The 17,827-nt window shown below is 72.2% G+C and carries 8 protein-coding genes; 1 reads left to right on the top strand and 7 read right to left on the bottom strand.

Features of this window, described 5'->3' with window-relative positions:
• Positions 1 to 234 precede the first annotated feature (234 nt).
• The gene (locus V3W47_RS09490; protein ID WP_331824969.1) at positions 235 to 1,431 is read right to left on the bottom strand and encodes a DNA cytosine methyltransferase; all 1,197 of its coding nucleotides are present in this window, start codon (positions 1,429 to 1,431) and stop codon (positions 235 to 237) included.
• A 517-nt stretch (positions 1,432 to 1,948) separates the two neighbouring features.
• Positions 1,949 to 3,256: a deoxyguanosinetriphosphate triphosphohydrolase family protein gene (locus tag V3W47_RS09485; RefSeq protein ID WP_331824968.1), complete on the bottom strand. Its 1,308-nt coding sequence runs from the start codon at positions 3,254 to 3,256 to the stop codon at positions 1,949 to 1,951.
• A gap of 513 nt (positions 3,257 to 3,769) precedes the next feature.
• Between V3W47_RS09485 and V3W47_RS09480 the strand changes: the two genes are divergently transcribed.
• On the top strand, positions 3,770 to 5,722 hold the full coding sequence (locus V3W47_RS09480) for a pectate lyase-like domain-containing protein (RefSeq protein WP_331824967.1): 1,953 nt from the start codon (positions 3,770 to 3,772) through the stop codon (positions 5,720 to 5,722).
• Positions 5,723 to 5,875: 153 nt separating this feature from the next.
• Here the strand turns inward: V3W47_RS09480 and V3W47_RS09475 are convergent, their stop codons facing one another.
• The 5 genes from V3W47_RS09475 to V3W47_RS09455 all read right to left on the bottom strand — a co-directional run bounded on the left by V3W47_RS09475 (position 5,876) and on the right by V3W47_RS09455 (position 17,434).
• On the bottom strand, positions 5,876 to 7,540 hold the full coding sequence (locus tag V3W47_RS09475) for a P-loop NTPase (RefSeq protein WP_331824966.1): 1,665 nt from the start codon (positions 7,538 to 7,540) through the stop codon (positions 5,876 to 5,878).
• A gap of 144 nt (positions 7,541 to 7,684) precedes the next feature.
• A complete protein-coding gene (locus tag V3W47_RS09470; protein ID WP_331824965.1) occupies positions 7,685 to 8,749 on the bottom strand; it encodes a glucose-1-phosphate thymidylyltransferase in 1,065 nt (354 codons plus the stop codon).
• Positions 8,750 to 9,378: 629 nt separating this feature from the next.
• A complete protein-coding gene (locus tag V3W47_RS09465; RefSeq protein WP_331824964.1) occupies positions 9,379 to 11,895 on the bottom strand; it encodes an AAA family ATPase in 2,517 nt (838 codons plus the stop codon).
• Between the two features lie 900 nt (positions 11,896 to 12,795).
• Entirely contained in the window at positions 12,796 to 13,797 is a 1,002-nt protein-coding gene (locus V3W47_RS09460) for a WD40 repeat domain-containing protein (protein ID WP_331824963.1), read from the bottom strand.
• A gap of 103 nt (positions 13,798 to 13,900) precedes the next feature.
• Positions 13,901 to 17,434: an NPCBM/NEW2 domain-containing protein gene (locus tag V3W47_RS09455; protein WP_331824962.1), complete on the bottom strand. Its 3,534-nt coding sequence runs from the start codon at positions 17,432 to 17,434 to the stop codon at positions 13,901 to 13,903.
• Positions 17,435 to 17,827 lie beyond the last annotated feature (393 nt).

Raw genomic sequence — 17,827 nt, 5'->3', positions numbered from 1 at the left:
TGGGCGCGCATGTTCCGAACGCTCCCCCGACGGGTACGTCCACCCTGGGCGGCAAACACGCGGGTGACGCCATGACGGGCCGGAACTCCTTGGACAGGTTCTTTCCCCACCCCGCTCCCCTGCCGTCGTCAGGCTCTCCGGTTGAGGCGGCAGGCCGCGCGATTTCGCCATGTCGGGAATGGACAGGGCACGCAGGGTGGCCCTTTGCCCTTGAGAGCGCTGTCCTGTGCGACCTCAGTCAGCGCCGAGCGCCAGGTGAGCCAGGTGATCGGGTGCGTCATGCTGCGGGGCATGGTGAGGCGCGTCATCTCCAGGCTGAGCCGCATGTGCCGCAGCCAACAGCGGACCGAGGAGTTGATCCCGCAGGTAGGTCACGACTGGAGCGGCCACCCCGTCCCCGGCCAACCTGTAGGCATCGTTGTAACGCGGCGGCAACTGATAGCTGTCGGGCAATCCCATCAGCCGCGCCGCCTCGCGCGGTGACAGGAGCCGGGAGCGCACCCGCTCGCCCTCCACCAGGAGGATCGTCTGGCGGCTCGACCCGCCGGTCGGCGTCCGCAGACAGCCGGCGATACCGTCGAAGCGCACCTCGGCCCGCTGCACCCCCTGCCGGGTGCGCCGGTAGATCGTCCCGACCTGCCGAATTCCGAGGTGCGCCGCCGCCTCCACCCTGGCGCGGTTCACGGGCGTCATCATCCCCAGCAGGGCGTGCGTCTCCTCGGGGGTATGCCAGGCCACGCCCTGCGGCTCGTCCTCCACGAGGTCCGCGAGACTCCGGGGACGTGGGGCGGGCGGCGTGAGGTCCCACCACACCAGGTTCGGGCGGTCCTCCTCGGGCAGCGCCCTCATGGCCTTCACCAGGGCCGGGGGGTGAACTCGCGGGTCGGGGGACGGGCGGTGCAGCCGGGGAGGCAGCGGCACGTTCGCCCGGACGGCCAGGATGAACAGCCGTGCGCGGGACTGTGGCACGAAGGCCGCAGCGTCGAGCACGAGCGGCCCGACCCTGTACCCGAGATCGATCAACGCCCTGAGGATGGCGCGCAAATCCTCGCCCCTGTGGGAGGTGATGGCACCGCAGACGTTCTCCACGGTGATCAGGGTGGGGGCACGCGCCTCCTCCACCAGCCCACGAATCAGGGTGTGGAAGGACCAGTAGGTGCCCGAGCGTGACCCGCGCAGCCCGTGGCCGGACCCGGCGAGGGAGAGGTCCTGGCAGGGGAAGGACGCCCAGGCCAGGTCGGCGTGGCCGGGCAGGTCGGCGGTGGTCAGCGTGGCAACGTCCGCGACCCGCAGGTGTTCCTCGCCCCAGTTGGCACGGTACACGTCAGCCTTCCTGGGGTCGAAGTCGTTGGCGAACACGCACGTCCAGTCCGCGCCCAGCCCCGCGCGGGCCATGCCTCCCCCGGCGAAGAACTCGTAGAACTCAGCCACGCTGCTTCCCCTGTGGTGGTGCCCCGCCTCCCCGACTGTCACGCTCGATCCTCTCCTGAACAGCCCCGGCGATCCAGGTATTCCGGGTTATGGTTCCGGGACGTGACTTCCGCAGCCGGCAGGTCGCCCCGCAGGTCTCCCTCGGGAGCCGGAGGTTGCCCCGGTGAGGCTCCACGAGGGCCGTCGTTCTCTCGGCCCGCTCCTTCCTGGGCCTGGCCTGCCTGGGCATAGCCCGATCCTCGCGCCTGTGGGGAGCCAAGATCAAGCCCGGTGGGGTCGAACGAGGAGAAGCGGGGGGGGCAACAACGCCCGTCTTCCTCGCATCGGGATGTGCCACGGCCCGCCCAGGCCGTAAGTCGCGTGCCCCGCCCTATGGTCCGGTCCTCCGTGCGGACGAGCACGACCCACGTTCTCTCCTCATCCTCCCGGAGACGGTTCGACCGGCACGACAGGCCTGGGCTTTCGTGCCTCGGGGCCACCACCCAGACCTCATGCCTGCCTCGTGGGACGCCGCCCCTCACAGCGGCGCGAACGGCGAACTCTGCGGTGCCCCGAAGAGCCGCTGGTGGTACTGGGTCGCCTGCGCGTCCGTCATCCCGGCGATGAAGTCGCAGACGATCCGCGCCCGCGCCCGCTCGGAGGGGCTGGCGGCGAGGTCGGCCCTCACCTCGCGGGGCAGCACCGCCGCGCGCACGTCGTCGAGGTCGCCCACCGCCGTCTCCAGCAGCAGGCCGAACAGGTCGGTGACGGTGCCGATGGCCTGCCGCGCGTAGACCCCGGTGCGCTGGTCGCGCAACACGAGTTCCTGGGTGATCGCCTTGAGGACCGCACACTCCAGCCGCACCTCGGGCGGAACGACGAGGGTGAAGTCGAAGGCGCTGCGGGGCGGGGCGGGCGTCTCCCCGTCCCCCGATTTCTCCCCGCAGCACCCGATCTGGGTCGCGGTGACGAAGCGGTTGACGTAGGACGCCTCCACCTCCCGCACGCGCGCCGTGGCGGGGGCGATGCTCACGCCGTCGTCGAGCCGGGCGTGCAGGACACGCAGGACCGACCCCACGAAGCTCTCGTCCACCTCCGGGTGGGCACGCTGGGCGCGGTCCGTGACCCGCGCGACCGCCTCGCCCGTCACGAGCGCGTGGGGAGAGAGCAGGCCGCTGCGGATGCCGTCCTCCAGATCGTGCAGGCTGTAGGCGATGTCGTCGGCCCAGTCCATGATCTGACAGATGACGCTGCGGGGCAGCGGGTCGCTCCCCTCCCCCACCCCGTCCGGCACGCCCGCGTACAGCCAGCCCGCGTCGTGGCCCGCGTCGTCCTCGTACATGGCGGGCACGCCGCCGCGTCCGCCGGGATACTTCAGGATGCCGAGCAGGGTCGCCCGCGTGACGTTCACGCCGGGATGCCGGGTGGTGAGCGGCTCCAGGCGTGTGAGGATGCGGTAGGTCTGCGCGTTGCCCTCGAAGCCGCCGTAGGGCCGCATGCAGGCGTGCAGGGCGTCCTCGCCGTTGTGCCCGAAGGGCGGGTGCCCGAGGTCGTGCGCGAGGGCCGCCGCCTCCGCGAGGCTGCCGGGCAACCCGTGGTTCGTGGCGATGGCGCGGGCGATCTGCGCGACCTCCATCGCGTGCGTGACCCGCGTGCGGAGAAAGCCCGACCACCCCGCCGCGAAAATCTGGCTCTTGCCCTGAAGGCGGCGAAAGGCGCTGGAGTGGATGATGCGCGCCCGGTCACGCTCGTAGGGGTCGCGGCGGTCCCCCTCCGCACCCGTGGCCTCGCTGAGGTAGCGGCGCTCCGTGTCGTGCGTGTTGAACCAGTCGTAGGCGGCGGCCACGTGGCGAGGATACCGCCGGGGAGAAACAGGGAGGAGCCGTTCTCCACGTCAGGGCGGGAACGCCCCTTCCAACGCGTGGTGTGGATTGCGAACCGGGCGAGAGGAACGTTTTTCCCGTCTTCCGGCAGGGCGAGCGACGCGCGTCCCCCCCTGCCCCGGCCCTCTCCTGCCCAAGCCCCACAAGCCGCCCCGCCACTCTCCACGTCACCTGTAGGGGAAGGAGGAGAAACAGGGCGTCCGGCACGCCCGCCCTCCGCCTGAGATCGGGGGCTTCTTGGTGAGACCACGGCGACGGACCCACGCGCGGCTCACACCGTCCTCATGTTCCCCTCCTTAAATAGGAAGGCATCTCCGCAATAGAAGTTGGACGTTCCCCCGTCTTTCTTACTCTCCTTTTGAAAGCGCTTTCAGAGCAGGCCCGTCCTGAGAGGAGTGAGGAGGCGCGGAGAAGTCGCCCCACGGGGAACGTCGGCACCCCTCGTCGCCCACCGCCAATCCCCAGGGAGGACGTTCATGAAGCAGGAGTCCACGCACCGCCCAAGCCCCGCGCCCGCCGGACCCCGTGCCGGTCGCCCCCTTCTCCTGCTCGCCGGGCTGACGGCCCTGCTGAGTGCGTGCGGACAGACACCCTCCGCCGCGAGCGACGGCCTGACGGCGGACAATCCGCTGGGGGCAGAGACGACCCTCTCGGCCCTGCACCACCGGGGGCGGGGAACGAACATCGTCGTCTTCGACCCGGCCATGCCCGTGAACGAGATTCAGGCGGTCCTCGACGCGACGTACGCGCGGCAGGTGAATAACGAGATGGGCAGCGAGCGCTACGCCTTCCTCTTCAAACCGGGCACCTACGGCACGGACGCGCAGCCGCTCCAGATCAAGGTGGGGTACTACACCGAGATCACCGGGCTGGGGGCGTCGCCCACCGACGTTGTGATCAACGGCAAGGTGGAGGCGTACAACCGCTGCCTGGGGGACGACGGCACGAGCAACTGCATCGCGCTCGTCAACTTCTGGCGCACGGTCTCGAACCTGACGGTGGATGTCAACGGCGCGGGGCAGGACGGCTGCCGGGCATCGGCGAACTTCTGGGCGGTATCGCAGGCCGTGTCGCTGCGCCGGGTTCAGGTCGAGGGCGGCAACCTGTCGCTGATGGACTACTGCACGGCGGGGCCGCAGTACGCGAGCGGCGGCTTCATCGCCGACAGCCGGGCCGGGGTCGTCATCAACGGCTCGCAGCAGCAGTGGCTGACGCGCAACAGCACGGTCGGCGAGTGGTCGAACGGCGTGTGGAATCAGGTGTTCGCTGGCGTGGAGGGGGCACCGAGCGAGGCGACCTTCCCCAATCCGCCCTACACGACGCTGGACACCACGCCCCTGAGCCGCGAGAAGCCGTACCTGTTCGTGGACGGGCGCGGCGAGTATCAGGTGCGCGTACCCGCCGCGCGGACGAACACGCGCGGCCCCTCGTGGAACGGCGCGGGCACCGTCACGCCGGGCCGCACCCTGCCGCTGAGCCGCTTTTTCGTCGCGCGGCCCTCGGATTCGGTCCAGACCATCAACAACCAGCTAGCCCGTGGAATGCACCTGCTCCTCACGCCGGGCGTGTACGACGTCGCGCAGAGCATCGTGATCCGGCGGCCCGAGACGGTCGTGCTGGGCCTGGGCCACGCCACGCTCACCGCCGTGCGGGGCGCGACGCCGCTGCGGGTCGCCGACGTGCCGGGCGTCGTCATCGCGGGGGTCACGGTGGACGCGGGCACCGTGGAGTCGCCCGTGCTGCTGCAAGTGGGCACGAAGAACGGGAACAACGCGCGCTGGAAGAACGACCCCTCCAACCCCACCACCCTGAGCGACGTGTACTTCCGCGTCGGCGGGCCGCACATCGGCAAGACGGACGTGGCGTTGGAGGTCAACAGCGACCACGTGCTCATCGACCACACCTGGGTCTGGCGGGCCGACCACGGCACCGAGGGCTTCACGGGGGGCGTGAACGGCGACACCGAGCGGTGGAGGACCAACATCGGACGCAACGGGGCCGTCATCAACGGCGACAACGTGACCGCCACCGGCCTGTTCGTCGAACACTTCCAGGAATACAACACGATCTGGAACGGCGAGAACGGCACCACGGTCCTGTACCAGAACGAGCTGCCCTACGACCCGCCCACCCAGGCGGACTGGTCGCACGACGGCGTGAACGGCTGGGCGGGGTACAAGGTCTCCCCCGGCGTGAAGACCCATACCCTGTACGGCGGCGGCGTGTACGTCTTCAACCAGAACAATCCCTCCATCCGCACCGAGAACGGCTTCGAGGTCCCGCAGACGCCCGGCGTGCGGCTGCACCACATCATGACCGTGAACCTCAGCGCGGGCGTGATCGACCACGTGGTGAACGGCGTGGGCGAGGCGGCGGACATGACGAAGGTCGGTGTGCCGGTCTACGTCACCGACTACCCGGCTCCGTAGGAGGAGAGGAGTGGGGCAGGGGGAGGGCATCGCCGCCCTCTCCCCTTCTCTTGTGGCTGGCCGCCGCGCCACCACTTGACCTGCCCTGACCACCGGAGGACGACGAAGGGGACCGGACGTTCAGCCCGGCCCCCTTCCCCCCCTTTGCCATGCTCAGCGCACGGCGGCCTCCCCCGGCACGAGGTCGCGGGTCTGCGCCCTCTGGGCGACGCGGCCCGAGGTGCCCACGGTGCCCGGCCTCGCGTTGAGGACGAAGCCCAGCACCCGCGCCCCCGCCGTGCGCGCGGCACCGAGGGCCGCCTCGACCTCGCGGCTCCCGGTCGCGCCGGGCACCACGACGAGGACCAGTCCCCCGGCGCGGGCGGCCAGCGTCACCGCGTCGGGCGAGGTCAGCAGCGGCGGCGTGTCGAGGAGGATGGTGTCGTAGGCCCCGGCCCGCTCCCCCAGCCACGCGGCCAGCCGGGCGTGGTCGAGGCCGCCGTCCGCGCCCCGCAGGCTGGCGGCGGGCAGCAGGTCCACGCCCCCGGCGACGGTGACGGCCACCGGGGAGATGGGCGCGGAGGGCCGGGCCTCGCCGCTCGCCGGGGAGATGGACCACAGCCCCGCCTGACCCGTGCCCCGCGTGTCGGCGTCCACCACGAGCACCCGCTCCCCGCCCGCCGCGAGGCTCGACGCGAGGGCCGCCGTCACGAGGCTGCGGCCCTCGCCGCCGCCCGGACTGGCGACGACCACGCGGCGCGGCCCCCCCGTGCCCGGTGCCGCCCCCGCCCCTGGGAGGCTGCCCAACTGGGAGGTCAGGTTCACCCGCAGGAAGCCCACCGGGTCGCGCCACGGCCCGGCGGCGGCGGTCTGCGGAGTCCGCGCCGCGCCGCGCAGGGTGGGAAGGCGGCCCAGCAGCGGCACTCCCCAGCCGCGCAGGTCGCCCGCGTCGTAGATGCGGCGGCGGGTGCGGTCGAGCAGCAGCGCGGCCCCCGCCAGCAGGAGCAGGGCCACGGCGGCGGCGATCAGCGCCGAGCGCAGGGGGCGCGGCGAAATCTGCCGCACGCTGCCCGCCCCCGCCGCGCCGTCCACGGCCACCCGGTCGAGGGTGCCGACCGTGGACTGCCCCAGCGCCGTGACCTGCGCGAGGTTGCGGAGCACCTGGGCGCGGGCGGCCTCCAGCGTCTGCCGCTCCAGCCGGGCGCGGCGGGTGGCCGGGGCCGGGAGGGTGCCCAGCCGCTCGTCGAGCGCGGTGAACTGCCGCTCCAGCGGGTCGCGCAGCGCGGAGAGGCGACGCCGCGCCCGCTCGGCGTCCCAGCCCAGCAGCGCCGAGGCCCCCGCGTCGGCGAGGGCCGAGGCCCCCTGCGGGGTGGCGGCGCGGCCCCGGACCTCGTACACGCCGTCCTGCGGGGAGTTGCCCCGCGCCGTCACGCTCAGGGCCGAGGACGAGGAGGTGCCCGCGAGCTGCCTGTCCACCTCCCGCGTGAGGCTCTGGACGGTGGCGGGGGGCAGCCCACTGGTCCCCACGGCGGCGAGGACGCCCCCCAGGACCTCACGGCTTTGCAGCGCGTCCTCCAGGGCACCGCGTGGCAGGGGCGGCGCGGCGAAGACGCTCTCACGCAGCGCGGTGCCCCCGCCGCCGTCGCCCGGCACGGTGATCAGGCTGGTGCGGGCCTCGTACACGGGTGCCTGCCGCGAGGCGAGGAGGAACGCCGCCCCCCCCGCGAGCACAGTGCCCCCCGCGATGACGAGCGCCCCCCGGCGCAGGGTGGCGAGGAAACGCCGGAAGTCGGCGTCCTCCGCCGGGCCGGGGTCGGTGGGAAGGGGGATGGGGGACATCAGGCTCCTCTCTGAACTGGGGGAAGGGCGGGGCGTTGGGGGAAGGGAAGGGCAGTGGGGAAGGGTCGCCACGTTCCAACGGCGCGTGTCTGGCCGGGCCGGGCGTTTCCCTCTTCCCCGTGGGGGTGGGGGTCGGGCGGACGCTCAGCAGCCGAGTTCGAGGACGCTGGCGTCGGAGAGGGTGAAGCGGTGGACGCGGGGAATCGACCCGTGCCCGATGACGCGGGCACCCACGCCGATCAGGCAGCCCTGGAGGCGGGCGTTCACGTCGCGGACCTCGGCGTTCTCGTCGATGACGCTGCACTCGATCTCGGTGTTGCGGATGACGCTGCCGCGCCCCACGCTCGTGAAGGGGCCGAGGTAGGCGTTTTCCACCCGTGCCCCCGCCGCGATGAGGACGGGTCCCATGATCGTGCTGCCCCGGACCTCGGCCCCCAGTTCCACGACCACCCGGCCCGTCAGGGTCGAGCCGGTCACGTCGCCCAGCACGCAGGTCCGCAGCGGCTCCAGCAGCAGGCGGTTGGCGTCGATGAGGTCCTGCGGGCGGCCCGTGTCCTTCCACCAGCCCGTCACGCGCTCGCCGTACACGCCCCCCCGCCCCTCGATCAGTCCGGCGATGGCGTCGGTGATCTCGTACTCGCCGCGCGGGCTGGGGGCCAGCGTCTCCAGAACGTCAAAGATGGCGGGCGAGAAGCAGTACATCCCGGCCACGGCAAGGTTCGAGGGCGGCACGCGGGGCTTTTCGACCAGCCGCGTGATGCGCCCCCCGTCGCCCAGCACGGCGACCCCGAAGGCGCTGGGGTCCTCGACCTCCACGAGCGCGACCACGGCCTCGGCCCGGCGCGCGTGGAAGGCCTCGATAAAGCTCCCGACCCCGTGCTCGAAGAGGTTGTCGCCGAGGTAGACGCAGAAATCGTCCTGACCCACCCAACTCCGCGCCATCTTGACCGCGTGGCCCAGCCCCAGCATCTCGTCCTGATGGATGAAGGTGATGTTCACGCCCTCCACGCCCTGCACGACACTCTCGATGGCGCGGTGAGTGAGGCCCGAGACCACGATGCCCACGTCCACGATGCCCGCGTCGCTCAGGGTCCGCAGGGCGTGGCAGATGATGGGCTGGCCCGCCACCCGCAGCACGGGCTTGGGCCGCGCGAAGGTCAGGGGCCGCAGGCGGGTGCCCAGTCCGGCGGCGGGAATGATCGCCTTCACGCGCGTTCCCAGGGGGTGCGCGGGGCGGTGTGGAAGAGGACGGCCTGTGCGGGCGGGCGGTGAGTCTGCCGAAGCGACGGAAACGACACTGGGAAAGACATAGAACCTCCACGGCGGCGCGTGAGCGGCGGGTCTTGAGCGGGACGTGGAAACGCGGTGGGGGTGGCGGTGGGCGGGGACCTTGCAGCCTCCCTCGCGGCCCTCTCCGCACCCTGCGGCCAGTATGGGAGGGGGGGCGTTACGGCATCGCCAATGGGGGGCGGGATTCGGGAAGGCCTCGATCCAGCCGAAAACTGGCGTGCCACAGCGCCTGGGTTGGGGGGCGGACCGTAGGCCGTCCGCGAGGCGTCGGGGCGGGATGTCCCGCTTCTCCGCCGGACGACTGGTTCTCCGCCGGACGACTGGGGCCAGCCGTCTACCGGGCAGAGGAGCGAACAACACCCGCCCACACACGCCGCCTCCTGGCCGCTCCTCCTCTCCCCGGAAAAGAGGAGCGACGGGACCGACCACGACAGGACACGCCCCCGTCCGACGAGGGACCGGGGGCGCGGGGGGGACGGGCGGTGCTCCTGCTGGTGACTGGCGGTCTCCAGAGGGCCTCCTCCCGACGACTGCCCTGCAAGCCCGCTCTACAGGCCCGCCAGCGTCCGGGAGTGGGGCCGCGTGACCGGGGCGGCGAGCGGCAGGTCCCGCCCGTTCCAGCGCACGGCGGCGAGGGTGAGGGCGAGGTCCACGGCGCGGACGCTGAGTTCGAGGACGCCCGTGCCCGCGCCCACCTCCTCCGGGCCGAGGTGCAGGTGGTGTTCCATCCAGGCCCCCAGCCCGACGCCCGCGTGGGCGACCTGGGCGGCGTCCTCCTCGCGGTAGAGGCACGGCCCGCCCGGCCTGAGCACGTGCGCGACCCCGGAGCCGGGCACGGTCACGCGCAGGGCGAAGGGGGGCACGGTCGGCCCCAGTTCCTCGCCGCCCCGGTAGAGGTCGAGCCGCCACAGCAGCCGCAGCTCGGCGGGCTGACCGGGCGCGGCGAGGGGCACGGGCAGGCGCAGCGTCAGCGTGGGGGCCGGGCCGTAGCGGGCCGAGCTGAGGATGTTCAGGCCCCCCCGGTCGTGGAAGAGGCGGTAGCCCTGGTGAACCACCGGCGCGTCGGACGGACCGGGGAGGGGGCCGTCCGCCCCCGGCGCGGGCGACACGGGAAACGGGACCGGGGCGGGGGGCGTGCCCGGCGGGTCGGTGGGGGCGTGGTGCAGGGGGCTGTCGTGCGGCAGGAGGCGGCGGTACTCGCCCCGCAGGCGCGCGGCCTCCTCCGGCAGGCCCGCGCGCCCGGCGTAGTACGCGGCGAGGCCGGGGGCGCTGCCCGCCAGGGCCGCCGCGAGACGGCACCGCACCTCCTGCCGCACGAACCGGGGGAGCCGCAGGGCGAGCGCGAGGCGCAGGCCCTCGCTGCGGAAGAGGTAGCGGCCCCCGGCGGGCGCGCGGTCGGGGTCCGCCTCCTGGCCCTCGGGGGACCGCCCCGGCACCGACCCGAGGGGCAGGGGGAGCGGCGTCTGCGCCCCCACCTCCTCCAGAAGGCGAAGTTCGAGGGCCTCGTGCAACAGCGCCGCCGTGACCCCGGTCTCCTCGCCGAGCGCCGCGCTCGCCAGGGCGAGGTCGAACCCGCCGCAGATCACGCTCAGGCGGGCGGCGGCCTCGACGAGCCGGGCGGGCCAGCGCCCCAGCTCGGCCCCGCACGCGTCGAGCACGGCCTGGGGCATGGGGGCGTCGTGGGCGCTTTCCAGGTTGGGGGCGTCCGCGAGCAGGCTGAGCAGGTGCAGGGGGTTGCCCTCGCTGCGCTGGAGCAGCCGGGCGGCGGCGGCCCGCACCCGTCCCGACGGCTCGAAGGGAAACTGCGCCTCCAGAAGCTGCTGCACGCTCGCCACGGGCAGGAGCGCCAGCGACAGCTCCAGACGGCGGGGCCGCTCGACCCGCCGCAGCAGCGCCCGCACGAGCGGCACCCGCGCCGACGGCTCCCGGCCCAGCACCACGAAGGCCCGCCCCCCCTCGTCGCAGGACTCCACGAGAAATTCCAGCAGCGGGTGGAGGTCGGGGGCCATGTCCTGCGCCTGATCGAAGACCAGCAGCACCCGGCGGCGCACCCCGGAGAGGAGGTGGGCCACCTTCACCACGTCCTCCTCCAGCCCCGCCGGGTGAAGCAGCAGGTGGTTCAGGGTCGGGGCGTCGGCGGGGTCACACAGCCGCAGCAGGGCCTGGGCGAGGCCCGCCACCACCAGCCGGGCGGGGCGACCGCACGCGACGGGCACCGTGGCCCAGTCGAGCTGCGCGGCCAAGCGTCGCAGCAGGTAGCTCTTGCCGCTGCCCGCCGGACCGTGCAGGTAGATCAGCCGCGCCTGCTCCTCGGCCTGCCCCAACGCGCGGCGCAGCTCGCGTTCCTCGGCGGGACGCTCGAAGTGGACGGTCAGGGCGCGGCGCGGCGCGGGAGCCGGGGACAGGGCCGCCTCGACGGTGGGGGCGGGGGAAGAAGGGAGCGCGGGGACAGGGGAAGGGGCCGGGAACACGCCGGGGACGGGGAACGGTGCGGCGGCCTCGGCCTGTGTCTGCGCCTGCGCCTCCTGCGCCGGATCGTCGAGGCCCAGCGCCTCCGCCCGCTCGGCGATGAGGCGGGTCGCCCAGGCGTGGCCCTCGCGGGCGTGCCGCCAGTACGCCCGGCGCAGGTGGCCCTCGATCTGCCCGATCATCAGCCACCGCTGCTGGTCCACCCACGTCTGGAAGGTCGAGCTGCCCAGGTCCTCCAATCCGGTGAAGGGCAGGCCGCGCAGGGTCGCCAGCCAGCCCGTGAGCTGGCGCTCGTTCATGTCGCGGTGGGCGTCCGAGCACCAGGCGTCGAAGTCGCTTGTCACGTGGTCGAGGTGCAGGAGCTGGCTGCTGGACGGAAACACGTCCAGCCCCGCCGAGCGGATGCGGGCGAGTTCGACCCGCAGGTTCTTGCGAGACTCCAGCGTGTCCCACAGCAGGTCGGCCAGCCGCTCGCGGTGCTGCGGCAGCTTCTCGATGGCGAGGTACGTGATCAGCGCGCCCGCCTTCGCCGAGATGGGCACGGCCCGCTGCCCGTGCGTGACGTGAACGTGTCCCAGCAGGTGAAGGGTCAGCACATGAACCTCCATCCCCGGTCCCCGCCGGGGGCAGGGTGGAATGAGCCGGGGGGACGGGGAGGCGGGGAAAGTCGCCCGCTCCTCACTGCGCGGAGGTCAATGGCGCGCAATGTGCCCGAGTTGAAGTGAACCCCGGTACGAGGAAGACGGTGGGGTGCCCATCAGGGTCGCCCGGTTTGGAAGTGGCAGGAAGGGGGCGCTCATGCCCCTGAGCATGCACCAGTGCCGCCCTGTGTAAAAGTCCACGTTTTACGCGTTTCAAATCGCATTCTCATTTGGACCTTCTTTCAGGTGAACACACCTTCATTTAAAACCTAAACAATGGTGGGTGTGAAGAGTGAGGACGCTCACCAGGACGGCAAATCTAAGAACTCATCAAATAAGTTCTCACGGCTTGTTCAATTCGCCTGAGATGTAGACAACTTAACTTTAACGCCACTGACAGGTCTAGGTCTTTAAGAGGGATGAGACACGTCTTGCGAGACTGAATGACGAATCCCGCTCTCAATGCTCGGTCACTCCGCCCCAATCATGGAATCGGGGAGCGCGATTCAGGATAAAAGTATCCAACCTGATGAGTCTGACCGCAATCCACATAAGATGGGCTGGAACCTTCTCATACTGCGGATTACCATAAATAAACCTACGGTATGAGCAAGAAATTGAGTCGGGAACTTATCAATGAGAAAGTGAAGGTCAAAAATTGAACGTCAAACGTTTGGCGGCTGGCCGGGGGTGGGTCAGGGCGAAGGGACTCGGGCCGGGGAGTATCAAGCGTGGTGCTGCCGAACAGCGGCATGCGGCATGAATGCGCTGTCTGGAAGATGACCGGGCGTTCGTCGGCGTCCTCGACCCCAGCGGCGGCGGGCGGCGGTGGAGGTCAGGATTTCCACGACCGTTTCATCGCCACGCCCACAGACGCACCGTCCGGTCCCGGCCCCCGACCGAGGCCAGGGTGTCGCCGCGCGGGCTGAAGGCGAGGGCCTCCACCGTGGCCGTGTGGCCGCCGAGGTCGCGCCGCACCCGCCCCGTCGCCGGGTCCCGGACGAGCACGCGGCGATCCTCCCCACCCGAGGCGAGGGCCGCGCCGCCCGGAGCGTAGGCGAGCGCCCTCACGGGTCCGGCATGGCCGCTCAGCGTCCGCAGGAGGCGGCCCCCCGGCACCTCCCACAGCCGCACGCGGGCATCTGCGCCCCCGGTGGCGAGGACCTGGCCGTCCGGGTGGAAGGCGAGCGCGTTCACATGGTCCTCGTGACCGCGCAGGGTCGCCGTCTCGCGCCGGGCGGCGGCGTCCCACAGCCGGGCGGTGCCGTCGCGGCTGGCGCTGGCGAGCGTGCGCCCGTCCGGGGAGAAGGCGACCGCCGTCACCACGTCCGTGTGGCCGGGCAGCGTGGCGACGGCCCCCCCGCTCGCCGCGTCCCACAGCCGCACGCCGTTGCCGGGGCCGGAGAGCGCCGAGTTGTCGCCGCCGCCCGTGGCGAGGGTCCGCCCGTCCGGGGAAAAGGCGACGGAGGTAACGTGGTAGGTGCCCGGCACGAGCACCCGCCGCAGCCGCCCCGTCCCCACCTCCCACAGCCGCACGCGCCCGTCCCCACCGACGACCGCGATCTCCCGTCCGTCCGGGCCGAAGGCGAGCGCCCGCACCGCGCCGGGCTGCCGGAGGGTGCGCGCTCCCCCCTCCCCGGCGGGCAGGCCCCCCGTCAGCGGCCACAGCCGGACCTCACCCTCGCCGTTGCCGGTAGCGAGGAGGGACCCACTCGGGTGATAGGCCACCGCGCCCGCGTAGACGCGGCTGACCGTCAGGGTGTGGGGCGGGGCGGTCGGGGGGAGGGACACGCCCGCCTCCCCCCTCGGCACGGTCAGGGCGCAGGCCAGCGTAAGCAGGACGCCTCTCAGGGTCATGGGGGCGAACCTCCGGGAAGGAAGAGGAGGGGAAGAGAGGACGCCGCGCCAGCCGGGGAGGGCCGGGCGGCGCGGAGTGTAGGGGGAATGTGGGCCGGGCCGCCTACTTCAGCCGCACCAGCGTGAGCTTGCCGCTGCCCGTCTGCTCGTCGAGCTGGGCGACGTAGAGGTGGCCGGTCGCGCGGTTTTCCGTGAGGTCGAGGGGGCTGGGGTTGAAGTTGGTCAGGCCGGTGACGTAGGTCTGGGCCGCCACGATGTCGCCGCTGGCCCCCCCCGGCGTGAGGACGATGATGTCCTTGCCCGCGCTGTAGCGCACGACGAGCAGCTTGTTCCGCAGGGCCGAGGTGGGGGCGCTCGTGTACTCCTCGATCACGCCGTTGGCGGAGACGTGCTCGCCGAAGTCGTAGGAGAAGCCGCGCCAGTTGCGGTCGGGCGCGGTGCCCACCGGGTACTCGGCGACCTGCGCGGGGTCGCCCCCCGCCGTGGGGTTGCCGCCGTTCATGACCCACTCGCAGCGCAGGGGGTTGGGGTGGCCGTAGTAGCCGCCCTGGGTGATGCGGAAGAGGAAGTCGTGCTGCACGCTCACGTTGCTCAGGGCGGGCACGGGGGGGGCCGTGTACGGGCCGTCCGGGCGGTTCGCGCACGCGGCGGGAAGGGAGGCGGGGGTGCCCGGCGTGTTGCCGCCCGCCGCCGAGCCGTTCGTGGGGACGTAGAGCTGGCCGTTGGTGTGCCACACGAGGTCGTAGGCGTTGCGGATGCCACTGGCGAAGATCGTGACGGCGGCCCCCGCTGCGGAGGGGTTATACAGGCCGCCCTCGCCGGTCTTCACGTTCAGGGGGGGCGAGGTGATCTTCGAGAGGTCCACCCGCAGCAGCGCCCCGCTCAGCAGCCGCTCGGGGCGGTTGCCCCAGGCGGTGTCGGGCGCGCCCATCGCCGCGTTGCTGCCCTGCGAGACGTACAGCGCGTTCGGCTCGCCGGGGCGGAAGGCCACGCTGTTCGTCTGATGGTCGCGGATGGAGCGCGGCAGGCCCACCACGTAGTCCTGCACGGTTTCCAGGTTCGGGCCGCTCAGACGCGTGATCTTGCCGCTCCAGTCGGGGGAGTTCGCCGTGCCGTCCCAGAAGTGGTTGTTGCTCATCCACAGCACGAGGTTGTCGGCGGTGGCGGCGGGGTCGAACTTCATCCCGACGATGGTGCGCGGCCCGCCCGCCGCCGCCTGCACCGACGTGATGACCTGCGGCTCGCCCAGCGTGCCGTCGGGCAACACGCCGAAGCGCAGGATTTCGCCCGTCAGCGTCGCCGCGTACAGCCGCCCGTCCGGCCCCATCTCCACGGTCGTGTAGGGCATGACGGGGGCGGTCGGCAGCTCGATCTTCTCGAAGGCCACGCCGCCCCCCGTGGTGCTCGCGCCCGTCGTGAAGCTCAGGCTCATGGGCAGGAAGGCCGCGCCGCGCGTGTCCCTCAGGGCCTCGGTGATCTCGAAGACGTAGCGGGTGTGGGCCTGAAGCTGCCCCGACGGCTGCAAGACCACCGCGTCGCCCCCGCCCGAGGTGTTCAGGGAGGCGGGAACCGCCTGGCCCGTGCCCGCGTCCACGAGGCGCACCGCCGCCGGGGTGAGGGTGGCGAGGTCGATGGCGCTCGCGGGGAGGTTCACGTCCGCCGTGAGGGACGCGGTGGTCGCCACCATCGTCTGCGCGTCCTGCGGGGTGGTGCCGCGCACGCTGGGGCGGTCGCCGGGCCGGATGACCACGGAGTTGATCTTCGTGTTCGTGCCGCCGCGCGCGTCCACGGTAAGGCGTCCGTCGGTCACGGGCACGCGCAGGGTGGTGGACCGGAACTTGCGCGCCGGGGTGGGTGTGAAGGCCCCCACCGCGAGCTGGCCCTCAAGGTTGAGCTGGTGGGTGCTGTCGTAGGAGTTGCCCGCGTCCCCCACGCTGACGGTGACGGTGTAGACGCCGCTCGGCAGCGCGTACTCCCAAGCGGCGGGGGTGCGGACCGCCGTCGTGCTGGCGACCGAGGCGGGGAACTGCATGTGCTGGAGGGTGTTGAGCCGCGTGTCCAGCCCGACGAGCGCCCGGTCCCGTGAGTTCGGCGTGATGTCGAGCGGCACGGGAGCGCCACTGCCCGCGCTCGCCTCGGTGATCCAGCCGAAGCCGCGCGCGTCCGTGTAGGCCGCGCCCGTGTCCGCCGTGTAGCCTGTGGGGGGCCGCGAGGCGGCGGGCTGGAAGTTGATCAGCAGGCCGCCCGGCGGGAGGGTCGAGGGCGCGTTCACCGTGACCTGCGCCGTGCCCGACTTGCCGGGGTCGAAGGTCGAGGTCGCCGTCAGGGTGGCCGTGCCCGCCGCCACCCCCGTGATCAGGCCCGTGGAGCTGACGGTGACGACGCCCGCGTTCCCGGTCCTCCAGGTCACGCCCGCGTCGTAGGCCCCGGTGCCCTTCACGTCGGCGGTGAGCTGCTGGGTGCCGTTCACGGTCAGCGTCACGGCGGGCGGGCTGACCTCCACCCCGCTCACGGTGGGCTGCACCACCGAGCAGACCACCTTGGCGTTCAGCCAGTCGGCGTGGTCGTGGCTCACCCGGTCGCCCGCGTCACCCACCTGAAGGCTCAGCCGCGCCCGGCCCGCCACGCTCACGTTCACCGAGCGGGCCGGGTCACGCCCGGTCAGGGTGCCGCTGTCGAACAGCACCTCCCCGTCGGCGAGCACCCGGAAGACGACGCTGCCCGCATCCCCCACCTCGTCGTCCACACCCACCGAGGCGCTGAAGGTCGAGCAGGTGCCGCCCAGATCGTAGTCGAGCTGCGACGCGGCGTGGACGCCCAGCCCGCGCGGGTAGGTCGTGCCGCCGACGGTGAGCGTGCGGCCATCCCCGGCGGTGCGCTCGCCGTTGCTGCGGTTGACCTCGTAGGGGCCGTAGCCGTTCGTCGCCGAGACCGGCGTGAGGTCGCTCAGGAACTTCTCGCCCGAGGGCTGGGTGGCCGAGCAGCGCACCCGCGCCTCGGCCCAGTCGGCGTGGTCGAACTGAATACCGTCACCCGCGTCGGTGACGACGAGCCGCAGGTTCTGCACGCCGGTCACGTCCACGCTCACGGGTTTGGCCGCGTCCGTGCCGCGCATCACGCCGCTGTCGTAGAGTTTGGCCGCCGTGCCGTTCCACACCTGAAAGACGGCGCTGCCCCGGTCGCCCACCTCGTCGTCCACGCCGACCTGCGCGGTCAGCAGGCTGCACGCCCCGCCCAGCGCGTAGCTGATGTCCGAATTGGCGTGAACTCCCAGCCCCGTCGCGTAAGTTGCGCCGCCGATACGCAGCGGCTGGCCGTCGCCGCCCACACGGGTATTGTTGCTGCGGTCGAGTTCCACCGGGCCGTACCCGTTCACGGCGGAGGTCCACGTCAGGGCGCTCAGGCTGTTGTCGGTCGGGGTATTCAGCGCCCGCACGCCCCGCCAGGGATACCCGGCCTCGACCTGCGCTGGCGTGCCCGGAGGGACATCCGACCACGAGTAGTCTACCCCGGCCTCGTACTCGTAGGGTCCGGTCCCCGGCGCGGTGGACGGTGAGGAACAGGCCGCGAGCAGGGCGGCCAGCGCGAGCGCCACTCCGGCGCGGGGCGGCGGGCGGCTGGGCGGGCGTTGAGGCATGGGGTCTCCTTTCGTCCGGCAGGTGCAGGAGAGCCGACGTTCGGCCCGGCCTCCCGGATGATCTGCGAGAGTGTGACGCCCGGTGCGTTAACGGTTCGTTGCTCGGTGAGGAGATGTACAATTTTCGATAGACACGGCGGGGAGGAACCCAGTCTAACCCAGTGGGGCAGGGGGAGGGGTCGGGGAAAGACCGGAGGGCCGGGCATGCCTCCTTTCTTCCTTCTGATGGAGAGTGGAGAGCTGGCTGCGGCGGGTTGGGGGGAGGTGTGGTGCCGAGCGCCGCCCGTCCGGCAGCCGGACGAGGGGGAGGCGAACGTGGCAGCCCTCCCCTGCCCCGGCGGCCCCCACTCCGGGAACCCGTCGCACCGCACTGTGAACGACCGGCGGACCGGG

Origin of the sequence: Deinococcus sp. YIM 134068 (assembly GCF_036543075.1) — a bacterium.
Lineage (GTDB): Bacteria > Deinococcota > Deinococci > Deinococcales > Deinococcaceae > Deinococcus > Deinococcus lichenicola.
This window is presented reverse-complemented; position numbering and strand designations above follow the sequence as displayed.